At 67.7% G+C, this 25,651-nt stretch carries 23 protein-coding genes; 13 read left to right on the forward strand and 10 right to left on the reverse strand.

Annotated elements, in window-relative coordinates:
- Positions 1 to 28: 28 nt before the first annotated feature.
- Positions 29 to 1,510, reverse strand: a complete 1,482-nt coding sequence (locus ACQPW1_RS02675) for a MinD/ParA family ATP-binding protein (RefSeq protein ID WP_433665114.1) — start codon at positions 1,508 to 1,510, stop codon at positions 29 to 31.
- Positions 1,511 to 2,015: 505 nt separating this feature from the next.
- Complete coding sequence (leuA, locus tag ACQPW1_RS02680) at positions 2,016 to 3,809, reverse strand: 2-isopropylmalate synthase (protein WP_433661197.1); 1,794 nt, start codon at positions 3,807 to 3,809, stop codon at positions 2,016 to 2,018.
- A 267-nt stretch (positions 3,810 to 4,076) separates the two neighbouring features.
- Here leuA and ACQPW1_RS02685 point away from each other — a divergent pair, with 267 nt between their 5' ends.
- From ACQPW1_RS02685 to ACQPW1_RS02700, 4 genes are all read left to right on the forward strand, one after another.
- Positions 4,077 to 4,844 (forward strand): sulfite exporter TauE/SafE family protein, encoded by a 768-nt coding sequence (locus tag ACQPW1_RS02685; protein ID WP_433661198.1) that lies wholly within the window; start codon positions 4,077 to 4,079, stop codon positions 4,842 to 4,844.
- 159 nt (positions 4,845 to 5,003) lie between these two features.
- Complete coding sequence (locus ACQPW1_RS02690; protein WP_433661199.1) at positions 5,004 to 6,623, forward strand: alpha/beta hydrolase; 1,620 nt, start codon at positions 5,004 to 5,006, stop codon at positions 6,621 to 6,623.
- A gap of 179 nt (positions 6,624 to 6,802) precedes the next feature.
- Complete coding sequence (locus tag ACQPW1_RS02695; RefSeq protein WP_433661200.1) at positions 6,803 to 8,449, forward strand: GMC oxidoreductase; 1,647 nt, start codon at positions 6,803 to 6,805, stop codon at positions 8,447 to 8,449.
- Positions 8,450 to 8,520: 71 nt separating this feature from the next.
- Entirely contained in the window at positions 8,521 to 9,360 is an 840-nt protein-coding gene (locus ACQPW1_RS02700; RefSeq protein WP_433661201.1) for an ion transporter, read from the forward strand.
- On the opposite strand, the gene ACQPW1_RS02705 is transcribed toward ACQPW1_RS02700, so the two are convergent.
- The 4 genes from ACQPW1_RS02705 to ACQPW1_RS02720 all read right to left on the reverse strand — a co-directional run bounded on the left by ACQPW1_RS02705 (position 9,338) and on the right by ACQPW1_RS02720 (position 12,234).
- Positions 9,338 to 10,549 carry a low temperature requirement protein A gene (locus ACQPW1_RS02705; RefSeq protein WP_433661202.1) on the reverse strand — a complete coding sequence of 404 codons (1,212 nt, stop codon included), beginning with the start codon at positions 10,547 to 10,549 and terminating at the stop codon, positions 9,338 to 9,340. The two genes, ACQPW1_RS02700 and ACQPW1_RS02705, sit on opposite strands and share 23 nt — an antisense overlap.
- A 91-nt stretch (positions 10,550 to 10,640) precedes the next feature.
- Positions 10,641 to 11,111 carry an SRPBCC family protein gene (locus tag ACQPW1_RS02710; RefSeq protein WP_433661203.1) on the reverse strand — a complete coding sequence of 157 codons (471 nt, stop codon included), beginning with the start codon at positions 11,109 to 11,111 and terminating at the stop codon, positions 10,641 to 10,643.
- A 282-nt stretch (positions 11,112 to 11,393) separates the two neighbouring features.
- Positions 11,394 to 11,576, reverse strand: coding sequence for a DUF1918 domain-containing protein (locus ACQPW1_RS02715; protein WP_433661204.1), 183 nt, complete (start codon positions 11,574 to 11,576; stop codon positions 11,394 to 11,396).
- A 67-nt stretch (positions 11,577 to 11,643) separates the two neighbouring features.
- Positions 11,644 to 12,234 (reverse strand): TetR/AcrR family transcriptional regulator, encoded by a 591-nt coding sequence (locus ACQPW1_RS02720; protein ID WP_433661205.1) that lies wholly within the window; start codon positions 12,232 to 12,234, stop codon positions 11,644 to 11,646.
- A 59-nt stretch (positions 12,235 to 12,293) separates the two neighbouring features.
- Here ACQPW1_RS02720 and ACQPW1_RS02725 point away from each other — a divergent pair, with 59 nt between their 5' ends.
- Together ACQPW1_RS02725 and ACQPW1_RS02730 are read left to right on the forward strand one after the other, a co-directional pair.
- Positions 12,294 to 12,869 carry a dihydrofolate reductase family protein gene (locus tag ACQPW1_RS02725; RefSeq protein ID WP_433661206.1) on the forward strand — a complete coding sequence of 192 codons (576 nt, stop codon included), beginning with the start codon at positions 12,294 to 12,296 and terminating at the stop codon, positions 12,867 to 12,869.
- 28 nt (positions 12,870 to 12,897) lie between these two features.
- Complete coding sequence (locus ACQPW1_RS02730) at positions 12,898 to 13,473, forward strand: dihydrofolate reductase family protein (RefSeq protein WP_433661207.1); 576 nt, start codon at positions 12,898 to 12,900, stop codon at positions 13,471 to 13,473.
- Between the two features lie 56 nt (positions 13,474 to 13,529).
- Here ACQPW1_RS02730 and ACQPW1_RS02735 read toward each other — a convergent pair whose 3' ends face one another.
- A complete protein-coding gene (locus tag ACQPW1_RS02735) occupies positions 13,530 to 14,135 on the reverse strand; it encodes a dihydrofolate reductase family protein (protein WP_433661208.1) in 606 nt (201 codons plus the stop codon).
- Positions 14,136 to 14,303: 168 nt separating this feature from the next.
- Here ACQPW1_RS02735 and ACQPW1_RS02740 point away from each other — a divergent pair, with 168 nt between their 5' ends.
- Entirely contained in the window at positions 14,304 to 17,012 is a 2,709-nt protein-coding gene (locus ACQPW1_RS02740; RefSeq protein ID WP_433661209.1) for a helix-turn-helix transcriptional regulator, read from the forward strand.
- 1 nt (position 17,013) lies between these two features.
- Here ACQPW1_RS02740 and ACQPW1_RS02745 read toward each other — a convergent pair whose 3' ends face one another.
- A complete protein-coding gene (locus ACQPW1_RS02745) occupies positions 17,014 to 17,430 on the reverse strand; it encodes a secondary thiamine-phosphate synthase enzyme YjbQ (protein WP_433661210.1) in 417 nt (138 codons plus the stop codon).
- A gap of 289 nt (positions 17,431 to 17,719) precedes the next feature.
- Here ACQPW1_RS02745 and ACQPW1_RS02750 point away from each other — a divergent pair, with 289 nt between their 5' ends.
- Positions 17,720 to 18,985, forward strand: a complete 1,266-nt coding sequence (locus ACQPW1_RS02750) for an aspartate kinase (protein WP_433661211.1) — start codon at positions 17,720 to 17,722, stop codon at positions 18,983 to 18,985.
- A 78-nt stretch (positions 18,986 to 19,063) separates the two neighbouring features.
- Complete coding sequence (locus ACQPW1_RS02755) at positions 19,064 to 20,098, forward strand: aspartate-semialdehyde dehydrogenase (RefSeq protein WP_433661212.1); 1,035 nt, start codon at positions 19,064 to 19,066, stop codon at positions 20,096 to 20,098.
- A gap of 39 nt (positions 20,099 to 20,137) precedes the next feature.
- Here ACQPW1_RS02755 and ACQPW1_RS02760 read toward each other — a convergent pair whose 3' ends face one another.
- On the reverse strand, positions 20,138 to 22,576 hold the full coding sequence (locus ACQPW1_RS02760) for a glycoside hydrolase family 3 protein (RefSeq protein ID WP_433661213.1): 2,439 nt from the start codon (positions 22,574 to 22,576) through the stop codon (positions 20,138 to 20,140).
- A gap of 166 nt (positions 22,577 to 22,742) precedes the next feature.
- Between ACQPW1_RS02760 and ACQPW1_RS02765 the strand changes: the two genes are divergently transcribed.
- The 3 genes from ACQPW1_RS02765 (at position 22,743) to ACQPW1_RS02775 (ending at position 24,237) form a co-directional block, all read left to right on the forward strand.
- Positions 22,743 to 22,991 (forward strand): type II toxin-antitoxin system Phd/YefM family antitoxin, encoded by a 249-nt coding sequence (locus ACQPW1_RS02765; RefSeq protein ID WP_433661214.1) that lies wholly within the window; start codon positions 22,743 to 22,745, stop codon positions 22,989 to 22,991.
- A complete protein-coding gene (locus ACQPW1_RS02770) occupies positions 22,988 to 23,245 on the forward strand; it encodes a Txe/YoeB family addiction module toxin (protein WP_433661215.1) in 258 nt (85 codons plus the stop codon). The genes ACQPW1_RS02765 and ACQPW1_RS02770 overlap by 4 nt, the downstream gene beginning before the upstream one ends.
- A 77-nt stretch (positions 23,246 to 23,322) precedes the next feature.
- Positions 23,323 to 24,237, forward strand: coding sequence for an aminotransferase class IV (locus ACQPW1_RS02775; RefSeq protein WP_433661216.1), 915 nt, complete (start codon positions 23,323 to 23,325; stop codon positions 24,235 to 24,237).
- 19 nt (positions 24,238 to 24,256) lie between these two features.
- Here the strand turns inward: ACQPW1_RS02775 and ACQPW1_RS02780 are convergent, their stop codons facing one another.
- Entirely contained in the window at positions 24,257 to 24,886 is a 630-nt protein-coding gene (locus tag ACQPW1_RS02780; protein WP_433661217.1) for a TMEM175 family protein, read from the reverse strand.
- A 231-nt stretch (positions 24,887 to 25,117) separates the two neighbouring features.
- Here ACQPW1_RS02780 and ACQPW1_RS02785 point away from each other — a divergent pair, with 231 nt between their 5' ends.
- Positions 25,118 to 25,651, forward strand: a complete 534-nt coding sequence (locus ACQPW1_RS02785) for a PaaI family thioesterase (protein WP_433661218.1) — start codon at positions 25,118 to 25,120, stop codon at positions 25,649 to 25,651.

The following is a 25,651-nucleotide window of genomic DNA, read 5'->3' on the forward strand; positions in this document are numbered from 1 at the left end:
CACCGGGCCGCAACAGTTTTCGATGCTGCTAGTGACCCATCGGGCCGGGGTGGTGGTACTGCTGCGCGCCGACGTAACCGAAGTCGTCGGCGACCATCGCGGCCAGTTCCAACAGCGCCCGCCGGGTCGGCTTGCTCACCAGTTCCAGGTCGATCTCCGCGCCCTCGGCGAGGTGATCGTCGAAGGGCACCACCTGGACCGCGCGGGTGCGGTCGAGGAAGAGCTTGCGGAGCTGGTCGAGGTCGACCGTGGAGGCGCCGCGGCGGGAGGCGTTGACCACGACGACGGTGCGTTCGACGAGCTTGCCGTAGCCGTGGTGGTCCAGCCAGTCCAGCGTGGCCGAGGCGCTGCGCGCGCCGTCGATGGCGGGCGAGGTGACCAGCACCAGCGAACTGGCCATGTCCAGCACGCCGGCCATGGCCGAGTGCATCAGGCCGGTGCCGCAGTCGGTCAGGATGATGTTGTAGAACGACTGCAGGATGCCGATGGCCTTGCGGTAGTCGGCCTCGCTGAACGCCTCGGAGACCGCCGGATCCTGTTCGCTGGCAAGCACTTCCAGGCGGCTGGGCGCCTGCGACGTGTGTGCGCGGACGTCGGAGTACCTGCTGATGTGCTGGTCCTCGAGCAGGTTGCGCACGGTGGAGCGGGTCTGGCGTGGCACCCGGTGCGCGAGCGTGCCGAGGTCGGGGTTGGCGTCGATCGCGATGACGCGGTCACCGCGCAGCGACGCGAAGGTGGAGCCGAGGCCGACCGTGGTGGTGGTCTTGCCGACACCGCCCTTGAGCGACAGGATCGCGATCCGGTAGTCGCCGCGCACCGGCTGATTCACCCGGTCGACGAGGTCGCGGTAGACGACGTCGGCCGCGGACTCGCCGGGGTTGAGCACGCCGCCGGTGGCCTTGTGCACGGCACGGCGCCAACCACTGCGCGGCGCGCGGCGGGCGCGCTTGAGCAGGTTCAGGTCGTTGACCGAGTGACCGGGCTGACCGGGCGCGGGCACATGCTGCGGCTGGAACGGCTGCGACGGCTGGTGCGGATTCGGGCCGCCCTGCCAGCTCGGCGGCGGCACCTGCCCCATCGGCGGTCCGGGCGGCGGCTGCTGGCCCATCGGCGCGGGCGGCGGCTGATACGCGGGCGGTGGCGGCGGCTGGTGGGTCACCGGCGGTGGCGGCGGCGCCCAGCTGTAGATCGGTCCGCTCGGCTGATCCGCTTGGGGCGCACCGGCTTCGGCGTGTTCCTGCGGCACCCGGCGGACCAGGCCGTCGGGGCCGATCTCCTGCCGGTACTCGCCATAGCCCTGGTTCTGCGGCTCGGGCGCGATCTGGTGGCTACCGCTGTGCGCGTTCACCGGCTGGTACTGGCCGGTCTGGTATGGCTCATATGCGCCAGGAGGCGCGAACGGACCGGCGTTCGGCGGTGCGTAGCCGCCGTACTGCTCGGTCGGGCCGTATTGCTCGGCGGGGCCGGGCGGCGCGAATCCCTCGGGCGGGCCGTAGGACTGCGGCGGCATGGCCGCGTGCGGGTAGGACACGGTCTGGTCCGTCGAGCCGCTGAAGTCGGGCTCGGCCGGTTCCTTGTCCGACTGGTCCGGCTTGTCGGCGGCCTCGGAGTCCGTCACTTCCACGTCGCCGGGCTGCTCTGCCGACGGGTCGGCGGCTTGCTCCGACTCGGTGCCGTCGGCCGTGTCCACCGATTGACTCTGCAGCCAGGGCGGTGAGGTCGGGTTGTGGTCGTTTGTTGTCACAGTTCCCCCATCTGCTCGGGACTACGAGCAGAGAGCTCGGCGCTTGAGTGCGAAACCAACGCTAGCACGGGGTTCGCGGGCTCGCGTCGCGGTATGGACGGCGGACGCGCCCTAGTGACACGCCGCCGATATCTGGTCTCCGACAGCAAGATCGAGAGCCGGACACGGGGTCGATCAACGACCACCGTGCCCGGCTCTACCGTACTCGACCTGCGCTATCGGCGTGCTCGGTTGGCCCAGGAGACCACCGCACGCGTCATCGCGGTTGCTGTCAGTGTGCGCGGTTCACCGCGGAGACCACCGCACGCAACGACGCGGTGGTAATCGACGTCGCGATGCCGACGCCCCACACCACCTTGTCGCCGATCGCGCACTCCACGTACGCGGCGGCCTGCGCGTCGTCACCCGCGGACATGGCGTGCTCGGAGTAGTCCAGCACGCGCACGTCGAAACCGACCGCGGCGATCGCGTCGATGAACGCGGCGAGCGGGCCGTTGCCGGTGCCGGTGATCTCCTGCTCGACCCCGTCGACCTTGACCACCACGGAGATGGTGTCGGTGCCGCCGTCGGTCTCGGACGCGGTGACCTTCTGCCGGATCCGCTCCAGCGGCCGGATCGGGCTCAGGTATTCGTCGGCGAAGACGTCCCACATCTCCTTCGGGGTGACCTCGCCGCCCTCGCCGTCGGTGATCCGCTGGACCGCCTGGGAGAACTCGATCTGCAGCCGCCGCGGCAGCGCCAGGCCGTGATCGGTCTTCATGATGTAGGCCACGCCGCCCTTGCCGGACTGCGAGTTGACCCGGATGACGGCCTCGTAGGTGCGGCCGACGTCCTTCGGGTCGATCGGCAGGTACGGCACCGCCCAGATCATGTCGTCCACGTCGGAGTCCGCGTCGTCGGCCGCGACCTTCATCGCGTCCAGGCCCTTGTTGATGGCGTCCTGGTGGCTGCCGGAGAAAGCGGTGTAGACCAGGTCGCCGCCGTACGGGTGGCGCTCGGCGACCGGCAGCTGGTTGCAGTACTCGACGGTGCGGCGGATCTCGTCGATGTCGGAGAAGTTGATCTGCGGGTCGACGCCGCGGGAGAACAGGTTCATGCCCAGGGTGACCAGGCAGACGTTGCCGGTGCGCTCGCCGTTGCCGAACAGGCAGCCCTCGATCCGGTCCGCGCCGGCCTGGTAGCCCAGCTCGGCGGCGGCCACGGCGGTGCCGCGATCGTTGTGCGGGTGCAGCGACAGCACGATCGAGTCGCGGCGGGCCAGGTTGCGGCTCATCCACTCGATCGAGTCGGCGTAGACGTTCGGTGTCGCCATCTCGACGGTGGCGGGCAGGTTGATGATCAGCGGCTTGGCCGGGGTCGGCGCGATGATCTCGGAGACCGCGTCGCAGACCTCTTTGGCGTATTCCAGTTCGGTGCCGGTGTAGGACTCCGGGCTGTATTCATAGCGCCAGTTGGTGTCGGGGTAGCGCTGTTCGATTTCCAGGCACAGGGCCGCCGCGTCGGTGGCGATCTTCTTCACTGCGGCACGATCGGCGCGGAACACCACTTTCCGCTGCAGGATCGAGGTGGAGTTGTAGAAGTGCACGATCACGTTCTGCGCGCCGGCGCAGGCCTCGAAGGTGCGCTCGATCAGCTCGGCGCGACACTGGGTCAGCACCTGGATGGAGACGTCGTCGGGGATCGCGCCGTCCTCGATGATCTCGCGGACGAAGTCGAAGTCGGTCTGGCTGGCCGACGGGAAGCCGACCTCGATCTCCTTGTAGCCCATCCGCACCAGCAGGTCGAACATGCGGCGCTTGCGGGCCGGGCTCATCGGGTCGATCAGGGCCTGGTTGCCGTCGCGCAGGTCGACGGCGCACCAGCCGGGCGCGGCATCGATGATCTTGTCCGGCCAGGTGCGGTCGGGCACCGTGACCGGCTCGACCTCCTCGGCGAAGGGCCGGTACCGGAAGGTCGGCATAGAGGAGTTCTTCTGCGCGTTCCAGCCGGCCTGGTCGGCGGGAGCGGGCTTGGACGGCGGCGTGATGGTGCGCAAGCCGGATACGAAAGCGTCAGCAGGGGACATGGCGATTACTCCGAGGGTGTGGTGTTTCCCAAAGGGTGGGTCGACCGGCGCGGCGAAACCCCGCGACGGGAGCCGGTCCGATCAGACCCCGTCGCGGCGGCTGAGAAGAAGTGCCCGCTGCATGATGTCGGCGAGTTTACCGTGTGGCAATACACCTGCGGAACCCCGGTCCCGTCGTCCGTTCGATCGACATAGCCACTAGCGTTCGAGCGGAGCAAACGCTTGTACGGACCGTTTGGTCCGACGGGACGTCGAACGGATTCATATATGACTTGGCTGGAACAGCTCGCGGTCTTCGGTGCGGGCATCGCGGCGGGCGGCATCAACGCCATCGTCGGTTCGGGCACCCTGATCACCTTCCCGGTGCTGCTCGCCTTCGGGCTGCCGCCGGTGACCGCGAACGTGTCCAACACGATCGGCCTGGTCCCCGGCTCGCTCAGCGGTGTGCACGGCTATCGCCGGGAACTCGCCGGACAACGCGAACGCCTGCTGCGCTTCGGCACCGCGTCGCTGCTCGGCGGCATCACCGGCGCGGTGCTGCTGCTCACGCTGCCCGCGACCGCGTTCAAGGCGATCGTGCCGGTGCTGATCATCGCGGCGCTGGTGCTGGTCGTCGTGCAGCCGAGGCTGTCGCGCTGGGTCAAGGACCGGCGGGAGAACGGCGACAGCCCGGCGCCGAAGCACGGTGGCCCGATCCTGTTCGTGGCGATCTTCGCGACCGGCATCTACGGCGGCTACTTCGGCGCCGCGCAGGGCGTGCTGCTGATGGGGCTGCTCGGCGTGTTCGTGCACGACGACATGCAGCGACTCAACGGCATCAAGAACGTGCTCGCGACCATCGTGAACGGGGTGGCCGCGGCGATCTTCATCGTGATCGCCGACGTGGACTGGCGGGCGGTGCTGTTGATCGCGCTCGGCTCCATCATCGGCGGGCAGCTCGGTGCGAAGATGGGCAGGCGGATGCCGCCGATCGCGTTGCGCGCGGTCATCGTCGTGGTCGGCCTCATCGCGGTGGTCCGATTGTTGATGTCGTAGGAGGTGGCACGTGACTTCGGCGAACTGCGGCGTAAAGCCGGTGCCGCGCCGGGCGTCGGCCTAGTGGTGCCCTCAGGGTCGGCAGCATCGGGGATCTCAGGGTGCAATTCATCCCTGTGGCGGACGACGGCCGTGCCGTTGCGGCACAAGATGATCGGTATGCGTGGGTGGAGGATCGTCGTCGTTGCCGCGCTGGCAGCGACGTTGGCGGCGAGTGGTTGTGGAACGCCGAAGAAGCACGAGCAGGCCGTGGCCGACCTGGTCGCCCAGGCCGACGCCGCGCCGACGCCGCGGCTGGACTGGGCGCCGTGCCAGGAGAAAACCCTGAGCAAGCTGCAATGCGCCACAGCGACGGTGCCGATCGACTACGCGCACCCGGACGGTCCGACGCTCGGGCTCGCGCTCGTCCGGCAGCCCGCGACCGACCAGTCGCGTCGCATCGGGACTCTCTTCTCGGCGGCAGGCGGGCCGGGCGCCTCCGGTATTCATTGGGCGAGCGGCGGCGAGATGTTCCCCGGCGAGATCGCCCGCCGCTTCGACGTGGTGACCTTCGATCAACGTGGCATCGGGCGCAGCTCGCAGGTGCGGTGCTTCGCCGATCCCGCTGCGGCGCAACGATTCTGGGCCGGTGTGTGGATTCCGCCGGTGAACGCCGAGCAGGAGGCCGCGCAGGCGCGCTTCAGCCGGGACCTCTCGGCGAGCTGCGCCGCGAACAGCGCGGCCTTGCTGCCGCATCTCACCACCGTCGACGCCGCCCGCGACCTGGATCTGCTGCGCCGCGCCGTCGGTGACAAACGGCTGACCTACGAAGGTGGTTCGTACGCAAGCTATCTCGGCGAGGTGTACGGCGCGGTCTTCGGTGATCGCGTGCGTGCGCTGAGCCTGAGTTCGATGATCGACCCGGACGCCTACACCTCCGACACCCGCACCGAGGTCGCCACCGCGGCGGCGGGCACCGACGAGGTGCTGTCGGAGTTCTTCCGGCTGTGCGCCCAGGCGGGTCAGCCGCGCTGCGCCTTCGCTGGCACGGGCAAGCCGCTTGCCGACCCGATCGGGCAGATTCGCAGCGAGCAAAAGGCAAGCGGCGGTGAGGATTTGCGCGCCCGGGACATGGCATTGCTGGATCGGCTGCGGCAAGGACCCGTGGTGGTCGGTGAGGGGGAGCGCGCTCGCCCGGTCACCTACGCCGACGTCATCTCCCCGCACACGCTGATGCTGTACGACCCCAAGGACGGCTGGCCCGCACTGGCTCAGCTCCTCGCCGAACTCGACCGCGGCGCCGCGGGCAACCCCGATGTCGTGCGCGCGATCCTCGACGCGAACGCGGTGCCGCCCGGCTTCCTCGACTCGTTCACCGCAATCTCCTGCGCGGACAACACTTTTCCACGCGAGCCGGAGCAATGGCCCGCAATGGCAAAGGAATTGGGCGCGGACGGGTCCACCTTCAGCGCGTTCTGGCTGTACCTGCGGCAGCCGTGCGCCTCGTGGCCGACCCCGCAGGGCGGCTACCCGCAGCGCTACGCCGGTCCGTGGATCCTGCGCTCCGACGTGCCCGCGCTGCTGTTCAACAACCGGTTCGATCCGGTCACTCCGCTCACCGCGGCGCGCAAGGCGCAGCAGGCACTGGTGAACGCGCGCCTCGTCGTTATCGACGGCGGTTACGGGCACGACACCACCGTCGACTGCACCCGGCGCCTGCAGGAGCGCTACCTCATCGACCAGCAACTTCCCGCGCCCGGCGCGACCTGCAAACCCGATCGGGCGCCGTTCGCGGAGTAAGTCGCCGACCCCTGCTGTCCATCTGCCGCGGGCATTCGGTGGCCTGCCCGTCACTCTGTCGTTCCCTCCGCCGAGCGCGGCCGCGGTCCCATCCGGCGGGACAATGGAAGGGAGACAACGGATGACGGTCCGGCAACGACTGTTCAGCCAGCCGGAATACCGGTAATCTGCGCTCGGCCATGCGTGATGAGGGAGGTGGCTGGGTGCGCAGACGCGCCTTCTTCAAAGCAGCGGGTACGGCCGCGCTGTTCGGTGCTGTCGCGGGAACGCTGCAGTCAACCGGACCGGCGTCGGCGGATCCCGTCTGGAACCTGCTGTTCCAATCCTGGGTACCGGAGATCTTCGCCCCGATACCCGACCCACCCGAGCACACGCCCGCGATCGTGATCGGCTCCGGTTTCGGTGCCGCGGTCACCGCGTTGCGGCTGGCCGAGGCGGGTATCGCCAACACGGTGCTGGAGCGCGGGTCGCGCTGGCCCAACGATCCATGGCGGGAGATCTTCACCGGCGACGACCTGCCGGACGGGCGCGGCTTCTGGCATCGCACCAACTTCACCGGGGTCAGCAAGGTGCCGATGACGTTCGCCAGCTTCGGCGGTGTCCTCGACTGCACCACCTACCCCGGCATCGACGTGTGGCGCGCGGCCGCGGTCGGCGGCGGCTCGGTGGTCTTCACCGGCGCGATGGTCGCCCCGGAACGTCGCTTCTTCGACCACCTCTTCGGCGGCACGGTCGAATACGGCGAACTGGACCGCGTCTACTACCCGCGGGTGCGGGAGATGCTGCGGCTGAACTCGATGCCGGGGGACATCTACGGCGCCAAGCCGTTCGCGCACTCCAGGGCGTGGGACGACCAGGTCCGCAAGGCCGGCTACCAGCCGACGCCCAACGACTCGATCTTCAACTGGGACATCCTGCGCGCCGAACTGGCCGGCGGCTCCCGGGCGTCGGCCACCGCCGCCCGCAGCAATCTCGGTAACTCCAACGGCGCCAAGTTCGACCTCAATCAGAACTATCTGAGGTACGCGGAGGGCACCGGCCGGACCGGGATCTTCCCCGGCCACCAGGTCGAGTCCATCGCGCAGGAGCCGGGCGGCCGGTACTCGGTGCGGGTGACGAAGCTGGCGCCGACCGGCGAGGTGCTCGGCACCCGCACACTCACCTGCGATCAGCTGTTCCTCGGCGCTGGCTCGGTCGGCACCTCGGAGCTGCTGGTGCGGGCGCAGGCGACCGGTGCACTACCCAACCTCAACGAGCACGTCGGCGACGGCTGGGGCACCAACGGGGACGTGGTGCTCGGCCGCGGTGCGAGCGCGCTGGCCGGTTTCGGTCAGGGCGTGCCGAGCGCGAGCCGGATCTTCGACGAGTCGGGCCTGCCGCTCAGCCTGGAAAGCTGGTACATCCCCGGCATTCCGTTCGAGACGGGCGCGCTCGCCTCGCTAGGCATGGTCCTCGACCCGGCCCGCGCGCGGTTCGGCTACGACGCCGCCGCGAACCGGGTCGGCCTGTCCTGGCCGTCCCGCAACCGGGACGACATGGTGGCCGCGGCCCGCGCGGTCGACCACCGGATCGCCGAACGGGCCGACGCCGTCCTCGAATACGGTGCCCTCGGTTACGACGCGAACGCGCTGTTCACCGCGCACCCGCTGGGCGGCGCGGTGCTCGGCAAGGCGACCGACAGCTACGGCAGGGTGCACGGGCATCCGGGTCTGTATGTGATGGATGGTGCCTCCATTCCGGGCAGCACCGGCACCGTGAATCCGTCGCTGACCATCGCCGCGCTCGCCGAGCGCAATATCGAGGCGATCATCCGCACCGGCAAGTAAGAGGTCCAGCTGCGGCGGGGTCAGGCCGACTACCCTCGGCCTGACCGTTCGGCGTTGAAGGGACACTTCAGGTGACAGCTGCGACCACTCCGGTGCGCGAGGAACTGCCGGAGGGCGACTACCCACGTAAGCCGCCCGCCCTGTGGACCGACTTCTTCATGTTGGCGCTGGCCATCGTGTCGGTGGCGCTGGTCGCCTGGATCACCTTCTGCACGGTGTCCGACCAGACCTACCGCACGATCGTGATCGTCGACTGGACGGTGTGCGGGGTGTTCGCCGTCGAGTTCGTGTGGCGCTGGCGCCGGGCCGGCTGGCCGTGGACGTTCCCGTTCATCTACTGGTATGAGATCCTCGGCATGATCCCGGTGACCAGCCCGTTCTTCCGCGGGTTCCGGCTGCTGCGGATCGTGGTGATCGTGGTCCGGCTCGGCCGCGTGGCCGACCGCGTCTTCGGCGACCGGATCACCGCCGCGCTGGTCAACCGGTTCGTGATGACCATCGTGGACACGATCAAGCGGCCGATGACCATCGCGGTGATGGACGAGGTCGCCTCGGTAATGCGCACCGGCCACTACACCCGCAATATCGCGGCGGCGCTACAGGAGAACCGCGCCGAGCTGGACGAGATGATCCTGGAGCTGATCAAGAAGGACCCGCAGGCCGGCCGGGTGCGCTACATCCCGTTCCACGACGACATCATCCGGCTGATCGCCGACACCACGTTCCGCATCCTGTTCCAGGTGCTGGAGGATCCGCGCACCGACGAACTGGTCTCGGATGTGTTGCGCGAGAACATCGATCAGATCCGGACGGCGGTGAAACACGATATCCGGGTGCCGCCGTCCGCGTACGGCCCGACGCCCGCCGAACACAGCGTCCGGCATCACCTCACTCGGATACCCCGTGCCTGATCTCGTCCCGCGGCTGCGCCAATCGGATTGTCTCCCAGAGGATCAGTGCGCCGAGTACGGCGCACAGTATGGCGAGGGACGCCAGTGCGGGCAGCGCGGCCGCCAGTGGGATCAGTGCGAGCAGCACGACGATGGCGATCACTCGCGGCACGCTGATCTGCCCTGTCGCATAATGTTTCGCCCCGACCAACGCGATCAGATACAGCACAACTCCGCCGTACAACGCGAACAACGGAATTCCGTACAACGCGTCTTTCAGTGTGTGGTGTGAAGCGTCGCCGACATAGTAGAGGACTTTCTTCAAACCCAGTGAGAGCGCGATGATCCCGACGATCATCGGGAAATGCCAAAAGGTGTAGGCGCCCCGCGCGATCTTGATCTGCCGCGCACCGTCGGCATGCTTCAGCTCGTGTTCGATGGACAGTGCCGCGACATCGAAATACGTCCACCACAGCAGTCCGGATACCGCGAGTCCGAGCAGCGCACCCACCGCGATCGGCCACGAGATAGGCAGATCCGTCACGCCGATACCGATCGAAACGATCGATTCACCCAGCGCCACAATGATGATCAGCCCGTAGCGTTCGGCGAAATGGGTCGCTGAATTCAATCGCCAGTCGGTGCCCGACACCAGGGTCCACAGATAGTCGCCGACGATCGCGATGATCCACAGGACGATCTGTGCCGTGCCGGAGGTCATCGCGGCGATCACCAACAGCGTGGTGCCGATGGTGAGCGAACCGATCGCCCAGCGCAGCACCTGGTTACGCAGCTGTTTATCCTCGACACTGGCCATCCAGAACACGACGACCTGCACCAGCCGCACAACGAGATACGCGATCGCGAATACCAGTGGGCCGAACCAGCCGCCGGGCAGATCGTGGAACGCCTCGGGAATCGTCAGCGCGGCAAGGAAAGCGCCGCCCATCGCGACGAACATCGCGACCCTGGCGAAGCCCTCATCAGCGCGAATCACGTTGCCGAGCCAGGAGTAGGCGATCCACAACCACCACATCACGGCGAGCACGAGAAACGCGCGCAGCATGTTCTTCGCGCTGGTCTCTTCCGCCGCCAGGTCGGTGACCATGGTGAACGCGAACACGATCACCAGGTCGAAGAACAGCTCGAGCTGCGTCACCGATTCACCTTCGGCGACTGCCTGAAGTCGAACCCGTTTGGTACCGATCATGATGCACATCGTCGCACCCCGATCGGGTCGCCGCCCGCTTGCTGGGCTGCGCGTCGCCTGATTTCACTATGAGCGTGCGGGCTACCGACAGTTATTCGTTATAGCTATACGGCTTCATTGTTTCCGCTTCCGGAAACGCCTCGGCGAACTCGATGAAATTCTGCACCGCGATCTCGTTCTGCTTCCGCACGGTGCGCTTGAGTAGTAGCCCGGGGACCGGGATGGGTAGGTAGACCTCCGCGTGGAACCAGACGTCGGTGCCGTCCGCGCCGCCGCTGACCTCGAACCAGCCGCCGCCCTTCGCGCCCCGGGTACTGTCGGTGACCTGCCACGATGATCGCAGGTCGGTCCAATCGTATTCCAGCACTTGCAGATCCGAACTGCCCAACAGTTCGGTCTTGACGAATACTCGAACCGGCCTGCCGGCTGCGTCACGTGATGCGACTCGGGCATCGGTATATCCCGGCGACCATTCCGGGAGCATTTCGACAGCGGCCAGCGCATCCATCACTTGCGCGGAATCGGCGTCGACGACGAATCGAATATCGGTTCTCGTGCGCATGCAAAACCTTCCGACCCCCGATGGACAACTCAGCCCGATTCTCTCTATCGGTTATCTGATTCGTCAACCTCGTCGCTGTGGTCGATAGTCCGTTGGCGCGACCGACGTGGTCTTATGTGTCCAAAAGCGGACACCGGAAGTATGTGAACAAGTTCCACGCGGAAGATTTGCGACATCTCCGGGGTCGGGTGCAGCGCTGATGACGTCGAAAGTCGATGCGCTATCCGCAGCGCCGAATCGCCGAGCGGTCCTGTCGCGTCGGCGGGCGCGGCAGGCCTGGCGTCAGTGGGCCGGTTCGACTATCGCGTCGGGCCCCGGGTAGACCAGCGACTCGCGCCCGTCGGCATAACGCACGAGGTAGGGCGGCGATCCTTCCGGCCCGCGGACCTCGATGATCTCTCCTTGGCGATCACCCCGGCCCACAACGTGTCCGTGCACGAGCAGTCGGTCTCCGACATTCGCCATCATCGACTCATTATCGGATGCCGGTGACGCGGGTCACAAGGATTCGACCATGGAGACCGCGCGGTCTTCACGCGTCGACGATGACGCGATCGACCGCGGCCGCGATCAGCTCCTGACTCTGCTCCTCGGTGAACACCCCCGGCAGCGTGAGCCGGTCCACGATCAGCCAGTTCAGTGCCAAATAGAGCAGTTGGACGGACTTTTCGTCGCCGGGCAGCCCGGCGTCGAGGTGGTTGCGCACGTTGAATTCCATGTCCGCGCGCACCCGCTCGGTCAGTACTGCGCGCAGTTCCGGTCGCCGCGTCGCCTCCAGGCGCAGCTCGAGCAGTGCGAGGTAGCCGGTGCGGAACGCCTCGATGCGCTCGACGATGTCCTGCATCAGCTTGGTGATGTGCGCGCGGTTCTTCGGGCCGTCGGTCAGCTGGGCCATGGTCGCCGCGCTCGGCGTCAGTCGCTCGTAGAAGCGGCTGCCCGCCTGGGTCAGTAGGTCGTCGCGGTTGGCGAAGTAGTTCGAGGCGGTTCCGGCAGGCACCGCCGCCTTCTTGTCCACCGCGCGGAAGGTGAGTCCGCGCGCCCCGTCGCTGGCCAGGACCTCGATCGCCGCATCGAGCAGCGCCTGTCGACGCTCGGTATTGGTCCGCACTTGACACCACTCCATCCGTAGTACTACATTTCAAATCACTACAGACAGAGTACGACAGATTAGGCGGTACCGGGATGCGAAAGCTTGTCTACTACGTCGGTGTCTCTCTCGACGGATACATCGCAGGTCCGGGCGGCGAGTACGACTTCTACCCGGTGGACGAGGCGATGGGCGCGTCGATCAACGCGGAGTACCCGGAGTTCGTCCCGTCGGAATTCCGACCACACGTGGGGCTGGCGCTGGACGCGCCGAACAAGCACTTCGACACGGTGATCATGGGCCGCGGCACCTATGAGCCCGGCCTGTTCGCCGGTTTCCCCAGCCCGTACGCGCACATGAAGCAGTACGTCGTGTCGACCACGCTCGGCCGGATCGATGACCCGGCCGTCGAACTGGTCGAGGCCGACCCGCTCGGCCTGGTGCAGCGGCTCAAAAAGGAGGAGGGCCAAGATATCTGGCTTTGCGGCGGTGGCAACCTAGCCAGCCAACTGCTCGGTGAGATCGACGAGATGATCATCAAGAGCTATCCGGTCGTCGCGGGCGGTGGCATCTCCGTCTTTGCCGGTGAGTTCCGGCCGACCCTTTTCAAGCCGACCCAGCGCAAGGAATTCGGCAACGGCGCACAGGTCACCTGGTTCACCCGCGCCTGACCGCCACCATTTCGAAAGAGGTTCTGCTATGCGAAAACTCGTCTACTTCGTCGGCATGTCGCTCGACGGCTACATCGCCGCACCCGATGGCGATATCAGCTTCTATCCGCTGCCCGCGGACTTCACCGAATGGATCGGTCGGGAATACCCGGAAACCCTGCCCACGCACGCCCGTGCGCATTTCGGAGTTGCGGCGGATGCGCCGAATCAGAAGTTCGACACGCTGGTGATGGGTCGTGGCACCTACGAGCCTGCCCTGTCCGTCGGGCTGACCAGCCCGTACGGTCATATGCGGCAGTACGTGGTGTCGAGCACGCTCGGCCGGATCGATGACCCGGCCGTCGAACTGGTCGAGCAGGATCCTGTCGCGCTGGTGCGGCAGCTGAAACAGGAAGCGGGCCTGGATATCTGGCTCGCTGGCGGCGGGAAGCTGGCCGCCGCCCTGCTCGGTGAGATCGATGAAATGGTGATCAAGAGCTACCCGGTTGTCGCGGGTACCGGCATCCCGGCCTTCGACGGTGAATTCCGGCCGACGCTGTTCGAGCCGACCGATCGCAAGGAATTCGGCAACGGCAACCAGGTCACCTGGTTGACTCGCGCCTGACCCGACAATGGCGACGGCCGAACAGCTTTCGCCGCGGCCGTCGCCGTCGGGGGAGATCATGCGCCGCGGACCCGGTCGTAGATCAGGTACAGCGCACCGGATTCGGTGGTGGACAGATCGGTCAGCGACCAGCTCGATGCCGCGAGGCCGTCCTCGAAGAGCCGGGACCCGCCGCCGGCGATCTCCGGGCACTGGGTGATGGTGATCCGGTCGACCTCGTCGGCCGCGAGCAGTGCCTTGATGACGCTGCTGCTGGCCAGCACGACGATGTCGCCGCCGGGCTGCTGGCGCAGCTGCTTCACCGTTTCCACCGGGTCGGCGTCCGCGATCCGCGAGTGCTGCCACGGGGATTCGGTGAGCGTGGTGGAGAAGACCACCTTCTCCACGGCGTCCAGCCACTGCCCGAAGGCGCGGTCGCGCGGGTCGGCGTTCTCGTCGACGGCCACGGTCGGCCAGTAGCCGCCGAAACCCTGGTAGTTCTTGCGGCCGAGCAGCGCGGTGGTGGCCGCCTCGGTCATCTGCACCATCCGGTCGCGGGCGGTGTCGCTCACGGCGTGCGGCACGATCCAGCTCATGTCGTAGTCGCCGCCGGGGCCGTTGGTACGGCCGTCCAGCGAGAGGGTGATGTTGGCAACGACCCGGCGGTTTCCTGTGTTCGTCATGATGTTTCCTTCTTGTCTGTGACGCTGTCCGCGTCGTTGAGATAGATACTTCCGCCGGACGGGCGCCGGAACATCTGCCACCTGGCCGATACGTGGTGGCCGAGGTGGCCGATCTGTCGGCCCGGGAGGGTCGCGTGCACAGGCTCGGCATGTCAGACTGCTGACGCGATGCCAGACTCCGCCGACGCACTACCTACCGAGCTGTCCTCGTTCATCGGCCGCACCGAGGAAGTCGAGGCGATGGCCGCTGTGGTTGCGCCGGGCAAGGTCGTCACGCTGGTCGGTCCCGGCGGCTGCGGCAAGACGCGGCTCGCGCTCCGAGTGGCCCGCACTGTGTTCGAGACCTGGCCGGATGGTGTCCGCTGGGTTGCGCTGGAGGATGAACACGACGACGCGGCGGTCGTGCACCGGGTGGCCGCGGCGCTGGGCGTGCTGGTGCCCACCGGCGCCGATCCCGTCGCGACCGTGGCCCGCGGGCTCGCCGACCGCGAAACCCTGCTGGTACTGGACAACTGCGAACAACTCGGAGACGGCGTCGCGGCGTTGGTCACCGGACTGCTCGGGCGTTGTCCACAACTCGGTGTGCTCGCGACAAGCCGTGCGCCGCTAGGGGTCGGCGGCGAGCAGGTGCGCCGGGTGCCCCCGCTCGCACTGGCCGACGCGTTGACGCTGTTCCTCGCGCGTGCGCACGCGGGCGAGCCGACACCGGAGGCACGCACCGCGGCCCGCCGCGTGTGTGACCGCCTCGACCGGCTGCCCCTTGCCCTCGAGCTCGCCGCAGGCTGGACCGGCACGCTGTCGCTTGCCCAGCTCGCGGACTCGCTGCACGAGCCCTTCGCGGTGCTCGACGGCGGTTCCCGCACCGCCCCGTTCCGGCAGCAGACCCTCGCGGAATCGATGCGCTGGAGCCATGACCTGCTCGACGACGACGAACGAGTGCTGTTCCGCAGGCTCGGGGTGTTCGAGCCAGGCTTTGCCGCCGACGAGGTGGCCGAGTTGGACGCGACGCCGGGTCGCGCGTTGCGGACCCTGCGCGGGTTGATCGACAAGTCGCTGGTCTCGGCGGACACGACCGGTGCGGTGGCGCGCTACCGAATGCTCGGCGTGGTGCGGGATTACGCGCTGCTACAGCTTGCGAAGGCCGACGAGACCGAGCTGCTGCGTGAACGTCATCTCGCGGGGTACCTCGCGTTGGTCGAGCGCGTCGAACCCCTGCGCAGCAGTGACCAGGACTCCTGGCGAGCCCGAATCACGCTGGAATTAAACAACATTCGTGCCGCCATCGACTGGGGTCTGCGCCGCGACGATCCATCCGGTGGGCGCAGGCTGGCCGCCGCGATGGCGTGGTTCTGGTACCTCGAACCGCGCGGCCTCGAAGGGGTGCGGGTGTTGCAACTGGCCGTCGACCGCGGCGCCGGGGCGCGTGATGAGCTGCAAGCCCGGGTGCTGGTCGGCCTGGCACTGGTCTGCGACACCGCTGTCTACGGCTTCGTCGGCTACGAATCGGCCCGTGCCGCAGCGGCATTGGCCGCCGAGGTCGGCGCCGCCGAGGTCGGCAGGCTGGCGCGCTCGCTGTGCGCGGTCGAGCAACTCGGCATCGACCTGGAACGGGCGTACGCCGACGCCGACGCGTTGCACCGGGACGCGCTGCGGTTCGGCGACGCATTCATCGCCGATTCGACGCAGGCGTTGCTCGGGCTGATCCACCTGTTCCGCGACGAATACCGCAGCGCCATCGAACAACTCGACCAGGCGCTCGTCGGCATGCGCAAGCGCAACGACCGCGGCTTCGTCTCCTTCGCGCTCACCTGGCTCGCCACCGCGACCGCGCAGTCGGGCGACTTGTCGCGCGCCGCCGAACTCGCGGAGAACGCCGTCGCGACCGCGCAGCCGCTGCACGACTTCCACCACATGGGATCGGCCCGGGCGGCGCTCGCCGAAATACGGGTGCGCCAAGGCCGTCTCGACGATGCCGCCGCCGCACTCGCCCCGATCGATCGCCTGCTCGACGGGGAAGCATCGCCGTTCGTGCCGGGCTGGGAACGCGTGCACGGCATGCTGGCGCTGGCGGCCGGGAACCCGGCGGAAGCCATCGCGTGGTGCCGTCGGGAGGGGCGCACGCCCGGCGATACCGCCGATGGGCCGCTCACCCCGTGGACCCAGGTGGTGCTTGCCACGGCGCTGCGTCAACTGAGCGAAGAACAACCGGACGCACGCGAATCCGATGCGGCGGCAGCGCTTCTCGACCCGCTGGCGATCGAGCCGATGATCCGCGCGCTGCCCTCGGTGTACGCCGACGTGCTCGACCAGCAAGCATTCCTGTTGCACCACAGCGATATCGAGCACGCGCTACGTCTGCACCACGAAGCGCTCCGCATCCGGGCCGAGCACGAACTCGTACTCGGTTGCGCGGCAAGCCTCGAGGCGCTCGCGGTGGCGCTGGCTCGGCGCGGCACCGTCGAATCGGCCGCCGTTCTCCTCGGCGCCGTCGAACGCGCCCGCTCGGATACCGGATCGGTACCGGGACGATCCGTAGGCACTGCCCGCGCACTGCTGAGTTCTCTTGTCGCCGAAGAAGATCTGGCCGACTACCGCGACCGCGGCCGAACCATGGACATCACGCAGGCCGTCGACTACGCCACCAAGGCGCGCGGCAAACGCAATCGCCCGGATTCCGGCTGGGCGAGCCTGACCCCGATGGAACGGTCCGTCGTCGATCTCGCCGTCTCCGGCCTGTCCAACCCGGAGATCGCCGCCCGCCTGTTCATCAGCCGCGGCACGGTCAAGACCCACCTCGCGCACGTCTACGCCAAACTCAGCATCGCCAACAGAACCGAGCTCGCCCGGCTGCACGTGCCCGCGGCGGGGCGCGCTTAGGTCATCCGTCGCCGAGAAACGACAGCCGGACCTGACGCTCGGGATTGTCGACATTGAGATCGACGAACGCGACGGACTGCCAGGTACCCAAGGCCATCGCACCGCCGATCACCGGAATCGTCGCGTAGGGCGGGATCAGCGCGGGCATCACATGTGAGCGCCCGTGCCCGCGCGACCCGTGCGCGTGCCGCCACCGATCGTCGGCGGGCAGCAGATCGCCCAGCGCGGCCAGCAGGTCGTCATCGCTGCGCGCACCCAACTCCATCACCGCGATACCCGCGGTCGCGTGCGGCACGAACACATTCAGCAGCCCGTCACCGCCGCCGGAGGCTTCGCGCACGAACGTCGCGCACTGCCCGGTGATGTCCTGCACGACCTCGGTCCGTCCGGTGGTCACCGTGAATACCGTGCTCTTCATCACCTGCCCGCCTCTCCGCGTATTCAGGCCAGATTTGGGCGCGGTAACAGTGACGTCGGCGGCCGGCGGCGGCATGCCGGGTTGCGCTAGCCCATACCTGGCGAGTTACCCATGTGCTTGCGAAATCAGTTGTTGCGTGGCCACCCCTTAATCAGTGTATGGCCAAGTCCGACCAGCGAAACAGCTCCGCCGCGCCGGTCGGCTGAGGAGGTAGCCGGAATCCGCTGGACGACGGCCGGTACGCTGGGTTGCTGTTAGCAGCTGGTAGTCGATCTTGGAGGACCCTGTCGTGGCTCTCGTTGTTCAGAAGTACGGAGGATCCTCGGTGGCTACCGCCGAGCGCATCCGGCGCGTCGCTGAACGGATCGTCGAGACCAAGAAGGCAGGCCACGACGTGGTGGTCGTCTGCTCGGCCATGGGCGATACCACCGACGAACTGCTCGACCTCGCCCAGCAGGTGGCGCCCGCGCCACCGGCGAGGGAAATGGACATGCTGCTCACCTCGGGTGAGCGCATCTCGAACGCGCTGGTCGCGATGGCCATCCACTCGCTCGGCGCCGAGGCTCGCTCGTTCACCGGCTCGCAGGCCGGCGTGATCACCACCGGCGCGCACGGCAACGCCAAGATCATCGACGTCACCCCGGGCCGGCTGCGCCAGGCGCTGGACGACGGGCAGATCGTGCTCGTCGCCGGGTTCCAGGGCGTCAGCCAGGACAGCAAGGACGTCACCACGCTCGGTCGCGGCGGCTCCGACACCACCGCGGTCGCGCTGGCCGCGGCGCTGGAGGCCGACGTCTGCGAGATCTACACCGACGTGGACGGCGTCTTCACCGCCGACCCGCGGATCGTGCCGGACGCGCAGCGGCTCGAGCAGGTCTCCTACGAGGAGATGCTGGAACTCGCGGCCTGCGGCGCGAAGGTGCTGATGCTGCGCTGCGTCGAATACGCGCGCCGGTACAACGTGCCTGTGCATGTTCGCTCGTCCTATACCGACAAGCCCGGCACCTACGTTTACGGATCGATGGAGGACATCCCCTTGGAGCAAGCAATCCTCACGGGCGTCGCGCACGACCGCAGCGAGGCCAAGGTGACCGTGGTCGGGCTGCCCGACGTGCCCGGCTACGCCGCCAAGGTGTTCCGCGCGGTCGCCGATGCCGAGATCAATATCGACATGGTGCTGCAGAACGTCTCCAAGATCGATACCGGCAAGACCGACATCACCTTCACCCTGCCCAAGACCGACGGCGCGCGCGCCGTCGAGATGCTGACCAAGCAGCAGGACGAGATCGGCTTCTCGCAGGTGCTCTACGACGACCACATCGGCAAGGTGTCGCTGGTCGGCGCGGGCATGAAGAGCCACCCCGGCGTCACCGCCACGTTCTGTGAGGCGCTGGCCGACGCGGGCGTGAACATCGATCTGATCTCCACCTCCGAGATCCGGATCTCGGTGCTGGTCCGCGACACCGAGCTGGACGAGGCGGTCCAGGTGCTGCACCGGGCCTTCAATCTGGGCGGCGACGAGGTCGCCGTGGTGCACGCGGGAACAGGACGTTGACATGATCGGGTCAAGCGCGGAGGCGGTAGCGCAGCGTGACCACGCAGCGCTCCCGATCATGTCGAAAGGGACACAGCGATGGGCATTCGAGTAGGTGTCGTCGGCGCGACCGGACAGGTCGGCGCCGTCATGCGAAAACTGCTGGAGGAGCGCAACTTCCCGGCCGACGAGGTGCGGTTCTTCGCGTCCTCGCGCTCGGCGGGTAAGGCGCTGCCGTGGCGCGGCGGCGAGATCGTGGTGGAAGACACCGAGCTCGCCGACCCGTCCGGGCTGGACATCGCGCTGTTCTCGGCCGGTGCCACCATGTCTCGCGTGCAGGCCCCGCGCTTCGCCGCGGCGGGTGTCACCGTGATCGACAACTCGTCGGCCTTCCGCAAGGACCCCGACGTTCCGCTGGTGGTCAGCGAGGTCAACCCCGAGGCGACCCGCAATCTGGTCAAGGGCATCATCGCGAACCCGAACTGCACCACCATGGCCGCGATGCCGGTGCTGAAGCCGCTGCACGACATCGCCGGGCTGCGCCGTCTGATCGTGTCCAGCTACCAGGCGGTGTCCGGTAGCGGCCTGGCCGGCGTGGAAGAGCTTGCGACGCAAGCGCGCGCGGTGATCGACGACGTCGAGAAGCTGACCCACGACGGCAGCGCCGTGGACTTCCCCGCGCCGAACAAGTACGTCGCGCCCATCGCGTTCAACGTGCTGCCACTGGCCGGTGCGCTGGTCGACGACGGCTCCGGCGAGACCGACGAGGATCAGAAGCTGCGCAACGAGAGCCGCAAGATTCTCGGCCTGCCCGACCTGCTGGTGAGCGGCACCTGCGTGCGCGTCCCGGTGTTCACCGGACACTCGCTGTCGGTGAATGCCGAGTTCGACCAGCCGATTTCGGTCGAACAGGCCAAGGAGATCCTGGCCAAGGCGCCCGGCGTCAAGCTCGTCGAGGTGCCGACCCCGCTGCAGGCGGCCGGTGTCGACGACTCGCTCGTCGGCCGGATCCGCCAGGATCCGGGTGTGCCGGACGGTCGCGGTCTCGCCCTCTTCATCTCCTGCGACAACCTGCGTAAGGGTGCCGCCCTCAACACCATTCAGATCGCCGAGGTCCTGCTCAGCAATCGCTGAGGTGCTGCGGCCGTGCCTCGCGCACGGCCGCAATCATCCTTAGTTGGCGTCGTAGCGGGTGCTCAGTAGGCGCTCGGCGAACGAATGGCCCGCCTCGATCTCGTAGGCGCCGAGCACTTTTCGCCACCCGCCGTCGTCCCAGATCTCGAACGCCCGATCCGGGATCCGGATCTGCGCCTCGACCGTCTCACCCGGCTCGGCTTCGACGCGGGCGAAACCGGTCAGCCAGCGGGCGGGCCGGACCACCGAATCCGCCACGGGCGCAAGGTAGACCTGCACCACCTCACCGCCCCGGCGCGCGCCGGTATTGCGCAGCCGGACCGTCACCGCAGTGCCCTCGTTGGCGATCGACTCGTAATCCCATGTGGTGTAACCCGATCCGTGCCCGAACGGGAAGGCAGGAGTGGTGCCTGCCCGCTCCCACGCGCGATAGCCGATGAACACGTCCTCCCGGTAGACGAGCTCGCCGTCGGTCGGGGTGACCTCCGAGACCGGGCAGTCGGCCAGCGTGGCAGGCCAGGTGGTCGGCAATCGACCGCCGGGCTCGGTAACGCCGAGCAGTACCTCGGCGAGTGCGGCCCCCGCCTCCTGACCGGGGAACCAGGTCAGCAGAATCGCGGGAACCTCGTTCCGCCACGGCATTTCCACCGGCGACCCGGCATTCACCACCACGATGGTGTTCGGGTTGGCCGCGACCACCCGGCTGACCAGTTCGTCTTGGCGGCCGGGCAGCTTCAGGCTGGTGCGATCGAAGCCCTCGGACTCGACCTGCTCGGTGGTCGCGACAACGACTACCGCGACATCGGCCGCCCGCGCCGCCTCGACGGCCTCGGCGATCAGGTCGTCCGGATCACGCCTCGGTTCGCCGTGCGCGAGAGTGAACAGGATGGCCTGAATGGGCATGCCCGCGAACTTCATCGGCGTATGGGTCATGGTCACCTCGACCCGCGTTCCCGCCGTGAGCTCGACCGTGCCACGTTCGGTCGGCGTGCCGAAGAAGGCGTCGAACGGGTCTGCGCCCGTGAGTGTTTCGGCGCCGTCGAACAGCACGGTGTCGCCGACGGCGAGCCGGAAGTCACCGATTCCCTTGGTGCCGAACGCATGCGCACCGGACTCCTCCGGCGTGAAGGTGCCGTGCACCTCGACGGTATGCAGTGCGTCGTAGTCGATGCCCTCGGGCAGTTCGCCGAGCCAGTTGACCATGCCGTTGGGCAGCGAGCTCTCCCCGAGCAAGGCGCCGTCGGCATCGAAAACGCGGGCGCGCAGGTCGAATCCGCGATCCGCGGCACCGAGGTCGTCGCTCGGGGCAGCGCCGATCGAGTAGGTCAGCGCGCCGTCCGGCAGCGCGGCGGTCAATCCGTCGAGCGGCGAAACCACGGATGCGGGGAAGACGGTGGCCGAGCCGCCGCCGAGAATGCGGGCGTCCCTGGCGGCGAGACCGCTCAGCGCGACCGTCGTCCGTGCCGCGTCGAGGGGGAGCGCGGGGCGCTGGCCGACCGTCTCGTTGCGCACCAGAACGAAACCGCGAGAGGCGATCTCACGTGCCAAGGCCACCCCGTCGATCTGCTCCGGCGGCGTGGTCACCACGGGCTCGGCGCCGTCCAGCAGGCCGATCCGGGCCGCGAGCCGCAGCACATTGCGCACCGCCGCGTCGACCGCTGACTCGTCTACGTCGCCGTTGCGCACCGCCTCGACCAGCGCGTCCCCGTACACGCCCTGCGGCCCCGGCATCGCGACATCCAGGCCCGCGGTGATCGTGCCGACCGTCGACCTGGCGGCCGTCCAGTCGGAGACGACGATGCCGTCGAAACCCCATTCCCCGCGCAGTATTCCGTTCAACAGCTCGCCGTGCTCGGTCATCGTCGTGCCGTTGACCTTGTTGTAGGCGGCCATCACCCCCCACGGACCGGCATCGCGAACCATCGCCTCGAACGGCGCGAGATAGAGCTCGCGCAGCGCGCGTGCGGAGACGACGTTGTTCACGGTGAAGCGTTCGGTCTCGGCGTCATTGGCGACGAAATGCTTTACGGTGGTGCCGATTCCGCCGTCCTGCACGCCGCTCACGTAACCGGTCCCGATGCGGCCGGTCAGATACGGATCCTCGGAGTAGCTCTCGAAATGCCTTCCACCCAAAGGTGATCGGTGCAGATTGACGGTCGGCGCGAGCAGCACGTGCACGGCTTTGCGCCTGGCCTCCTGCGCGAGCAGCCGACCGGCCCGCCTGGCCAGTTCCGGATCCCAGCTCGCGGCCAGCGCGGTCGGCGACGGCAGCGCGATGGACGGATCATCGGCGGTCCAGTGGATCCCGCGCACGCCGATCGGCCCGTCGGACATCACCAGCGACCGCAACCCGATCTCGGGCAGCGCGGGCAGCGACCACATGTCCTGCCCCATCAGCAGCCGGGCTTTGGCCGGAAGGTCGAGCTTCCCGAGGGCCGCCGTCACGGCCTCCTCGCGGGTCTCGTCGGCTGGACTCATGATGAACTCCTTTGTCGGTCGCCCCGTTGTCCTGCTGGGCCTGGGTGAGCGCTGCCCCCTGGGTCCATGATCGCGGTCTAAGACAGTGGCTCGGCGCGAAGTTGTCCATAGATGACGTAGCCGGCCGAGAGTGGTACCATATGTCGTACCGTTATGAGGAGGATTCGTGGCCGCTGCGATTACGGCAAGTGAGGCGCGCAAGCACCTGTTTCCTCTGGTCAAGCAGGTAAATGAGGACCATGACACGGTGGAGATCGTGTCGAAGGGGGGTAATGCGGTGCTGATGTCCAAGGAAGACTACGACTCGCTGATGACCACGGTCCAATTGCTCAGCGGACCCGATGGCGCACGGCTACGACGATCGATTCAAGAGCTCGAGGGTGGTGGCGGGACCGCCCGCGAGCTCCTCGAATGAGGCTCGTTTTCTCCGAATCGGCTTGGGAGGAATACACCGCTTGGCTGCAGCGCGACCGCACTGTGCTGAAGACGGTGAACGCGCTGATCAAGGCGATTATGAGCGACCCCTTCGAGGGGATCGGCAAACCTGAGCCGCTGAAGCACGACCTCGCCGGATACTGGTCTCGCCGGATTACGCAGGAGCACCGCATCGTCTACAAAGTTGTCGAGGATGCGTTGTGGATTGCGAAAGTCGGTAAACACTACGAATGATGTTGCCGCAGCCGGGCGGGCAGGTGACCGCCGAAATCCGGTCGCCTGCCCGCCCTCGCGGCTGTTAGCCTCCGCCGATGGCGAACCCTTATCCCCATGTGTATCTAGGTGACCGAATCGTTGCGGCCGAGGCGGCCACGGTTGGTGTCGCATCGTCGGCGGTGCTGTACGGGCTCAGCGTCTACACCGTCTTCCCGGTTCACGTGGCGGGGGCAGCACATACGGCATTTCGGCTGGCGGATCACTTCCGGCGGCTGGAGGAGTCCTGCAAGATCATCGGGATCGATCGGTTCGCGGTGGAATGGGATTACGACCGGTTCTACGCCGCGGTCGTCGAGCTCGTCGGCCGCAATGCCCCGACCGATGACGTATTCGTGCGCGCCACCGTGCATGTCGTCGAGTCGATTCCGGGCACCAGGGTGCGCGGCTGTGCGATCCAGGTCAGCCTGTTCATCTACGACGCGGTGCCGATCGTCCCGCAGGACGGCATGCGGCTGAAATCCAGTCCGTGGCGGCGCATTCCGGACAACGCGATTCCGTCCCGCGCGAAAGTCAACGGCGCATACGTGAATTCGGTGCTGGCCAAGCAGGACGCGATCGACAGCGGTTACGACGACTGCATCTTCCTCGACGGCAACGGCCACCTCTGCGAGCTCAGTGCGGCCAACATCTTCCTGGTCCGCAACGGCACGCTGATCACCCCCGACGTGTCCTGCGACATCCTCGACGGCATCAACCGCCGAACCATCCTCACCCTGGCGGCCGAGGACGGCATCCCGGTCATCGAGCGCACCGTCGACCTGACCGAGCTCTACATCGCCGACGAGGTCTTCGTCACCGGCACCTCCGCGGGCGCGGCCCCGGTCTTCGAGGTCGACGGGCGCACGGTCGCCGACGGGCAGCCCGGCCCGATCTCCCAGGCCCTGCGCAAGCGGCACGCCGCCGCGCTGCGCACCGACGACCTGCACGGCTGGATCACCCCGCTCGACTGACCACGCGCGAGCGTCCGGGCTACCCCTGCGCGTGCTCGGCCCGGCGTTCGCGCACTCGCGGGGGGAGGTCAGGACGGACGCGTTCGAGCAGCTTCCCACCGAACGCGGCAGCCATCGGAGCGAAGAACCAGGCGTACCAGATGTACGGCGTGACCCACACCAGCCCGGCGGTCACCACGAAGACGGAGGTGACCGCCGCGGACGCGTTGGCGCTGATCCGGAGCTGCACCGGATCGACGCCGGGGCGCAGTACCGCACGCCGCCAGGCGAATTCCTTCATGACCGCCTCGCTGCCGAACAGCGCCGCGGCAGTCGCGGCGAACAGGCACGCGGCCAGCTTGTTGTCCGGCGCGTGCCCGAATATCGCGGTCGGGAACGGCAGGAAGGCGGCGAACAGCAGCAGTGGCGCGTGCGCCGCGGTGGTCGCCCGGTCCAGCCCCTCGACCTCGTCGATGAAGATGTGGTGCCTGCGCCACACCGACCACAGCAGGAAGAACGCCAGCACGAAGGCGACGAACGACGCCTTCTCATGCCAGAGGAAGTCGGCCAGGGCGTGCGGACTCGCCAGCTCCTCGCCCTCGGGCCGTTTGATCTCGATGACGAGCAGCGTGATCGCGATCGCGAGAACCGCGTCGGCGAACGCGCCCATCCGATGGGCGCTGAAATCCTCGTCCCTGGCAGGGGGGCACTACGCGGTCGGTCACTGCACAGCTCCTAACGGCAACGCGGTAATCGGTTGAACCGTATCGGATCACCGGCCGCCGGTCCTGCTACGGGAAGATGTGCTGATCACGCGACCGGGAATCGGTCGGCGAGAGCGATGGCCGGAGATGCCGTAGCTTCAATCGGGACACAGTTGATTCCTGATTGAGGGGTGCGCATGACCGGTCTTGCCGAAGCGTCCGATCGCGGCATGGAGAGTGCGCCGCTCGATGTCGCCGCGAGCGGCCACGAGCCCGAGGGCGCGAAGTCCGCGCACGGCGATCAATGCTTCGGCTGCGGGCCGGGAAATCGCGCCGGGGTCGCCATGGTGTCGACGCTGGTGGACGGGCGCCTCGTCGGCACCTGCACCTTCGACGAAAAACACCAGGGCGCACCGGGTCTGGCGCATGGTGGCGTGGTCGCGGCGGTGCTGGACGAGGCATCGGGCAGCGTGCCGACCCGGAGCGGGATTCCCGCGGTGACCGCCAAACTCACGGTGAACTACGTCAAACCCGCTCCGCTGCACCGCCAGATGACGGTCTCCGCGCACGTGGATCGCCGCGAGGGCGCCCGCAAGCTGCACATCTACGCGCGGCTCGAACTCGACGGCGAGCTCATCGCCGAGTCGGACGCGCTGTTCATCGTCGTCTCCCCGGACCACTTCCGCGTGCACGGCGCCAAGGACGGTGAGTTGCCTTTCCTCGGTGTGTGA

This window comes from Nocardia sp. CA-128927, assembly GCF_050955855.1.
In the GTDB taxonomy this organism is placed as follows: domain Bacteria; phylum Actinomycetota; class Actinomycetes; order Mycobacteriales; family Mycobacteriaceae; genus Nocardia.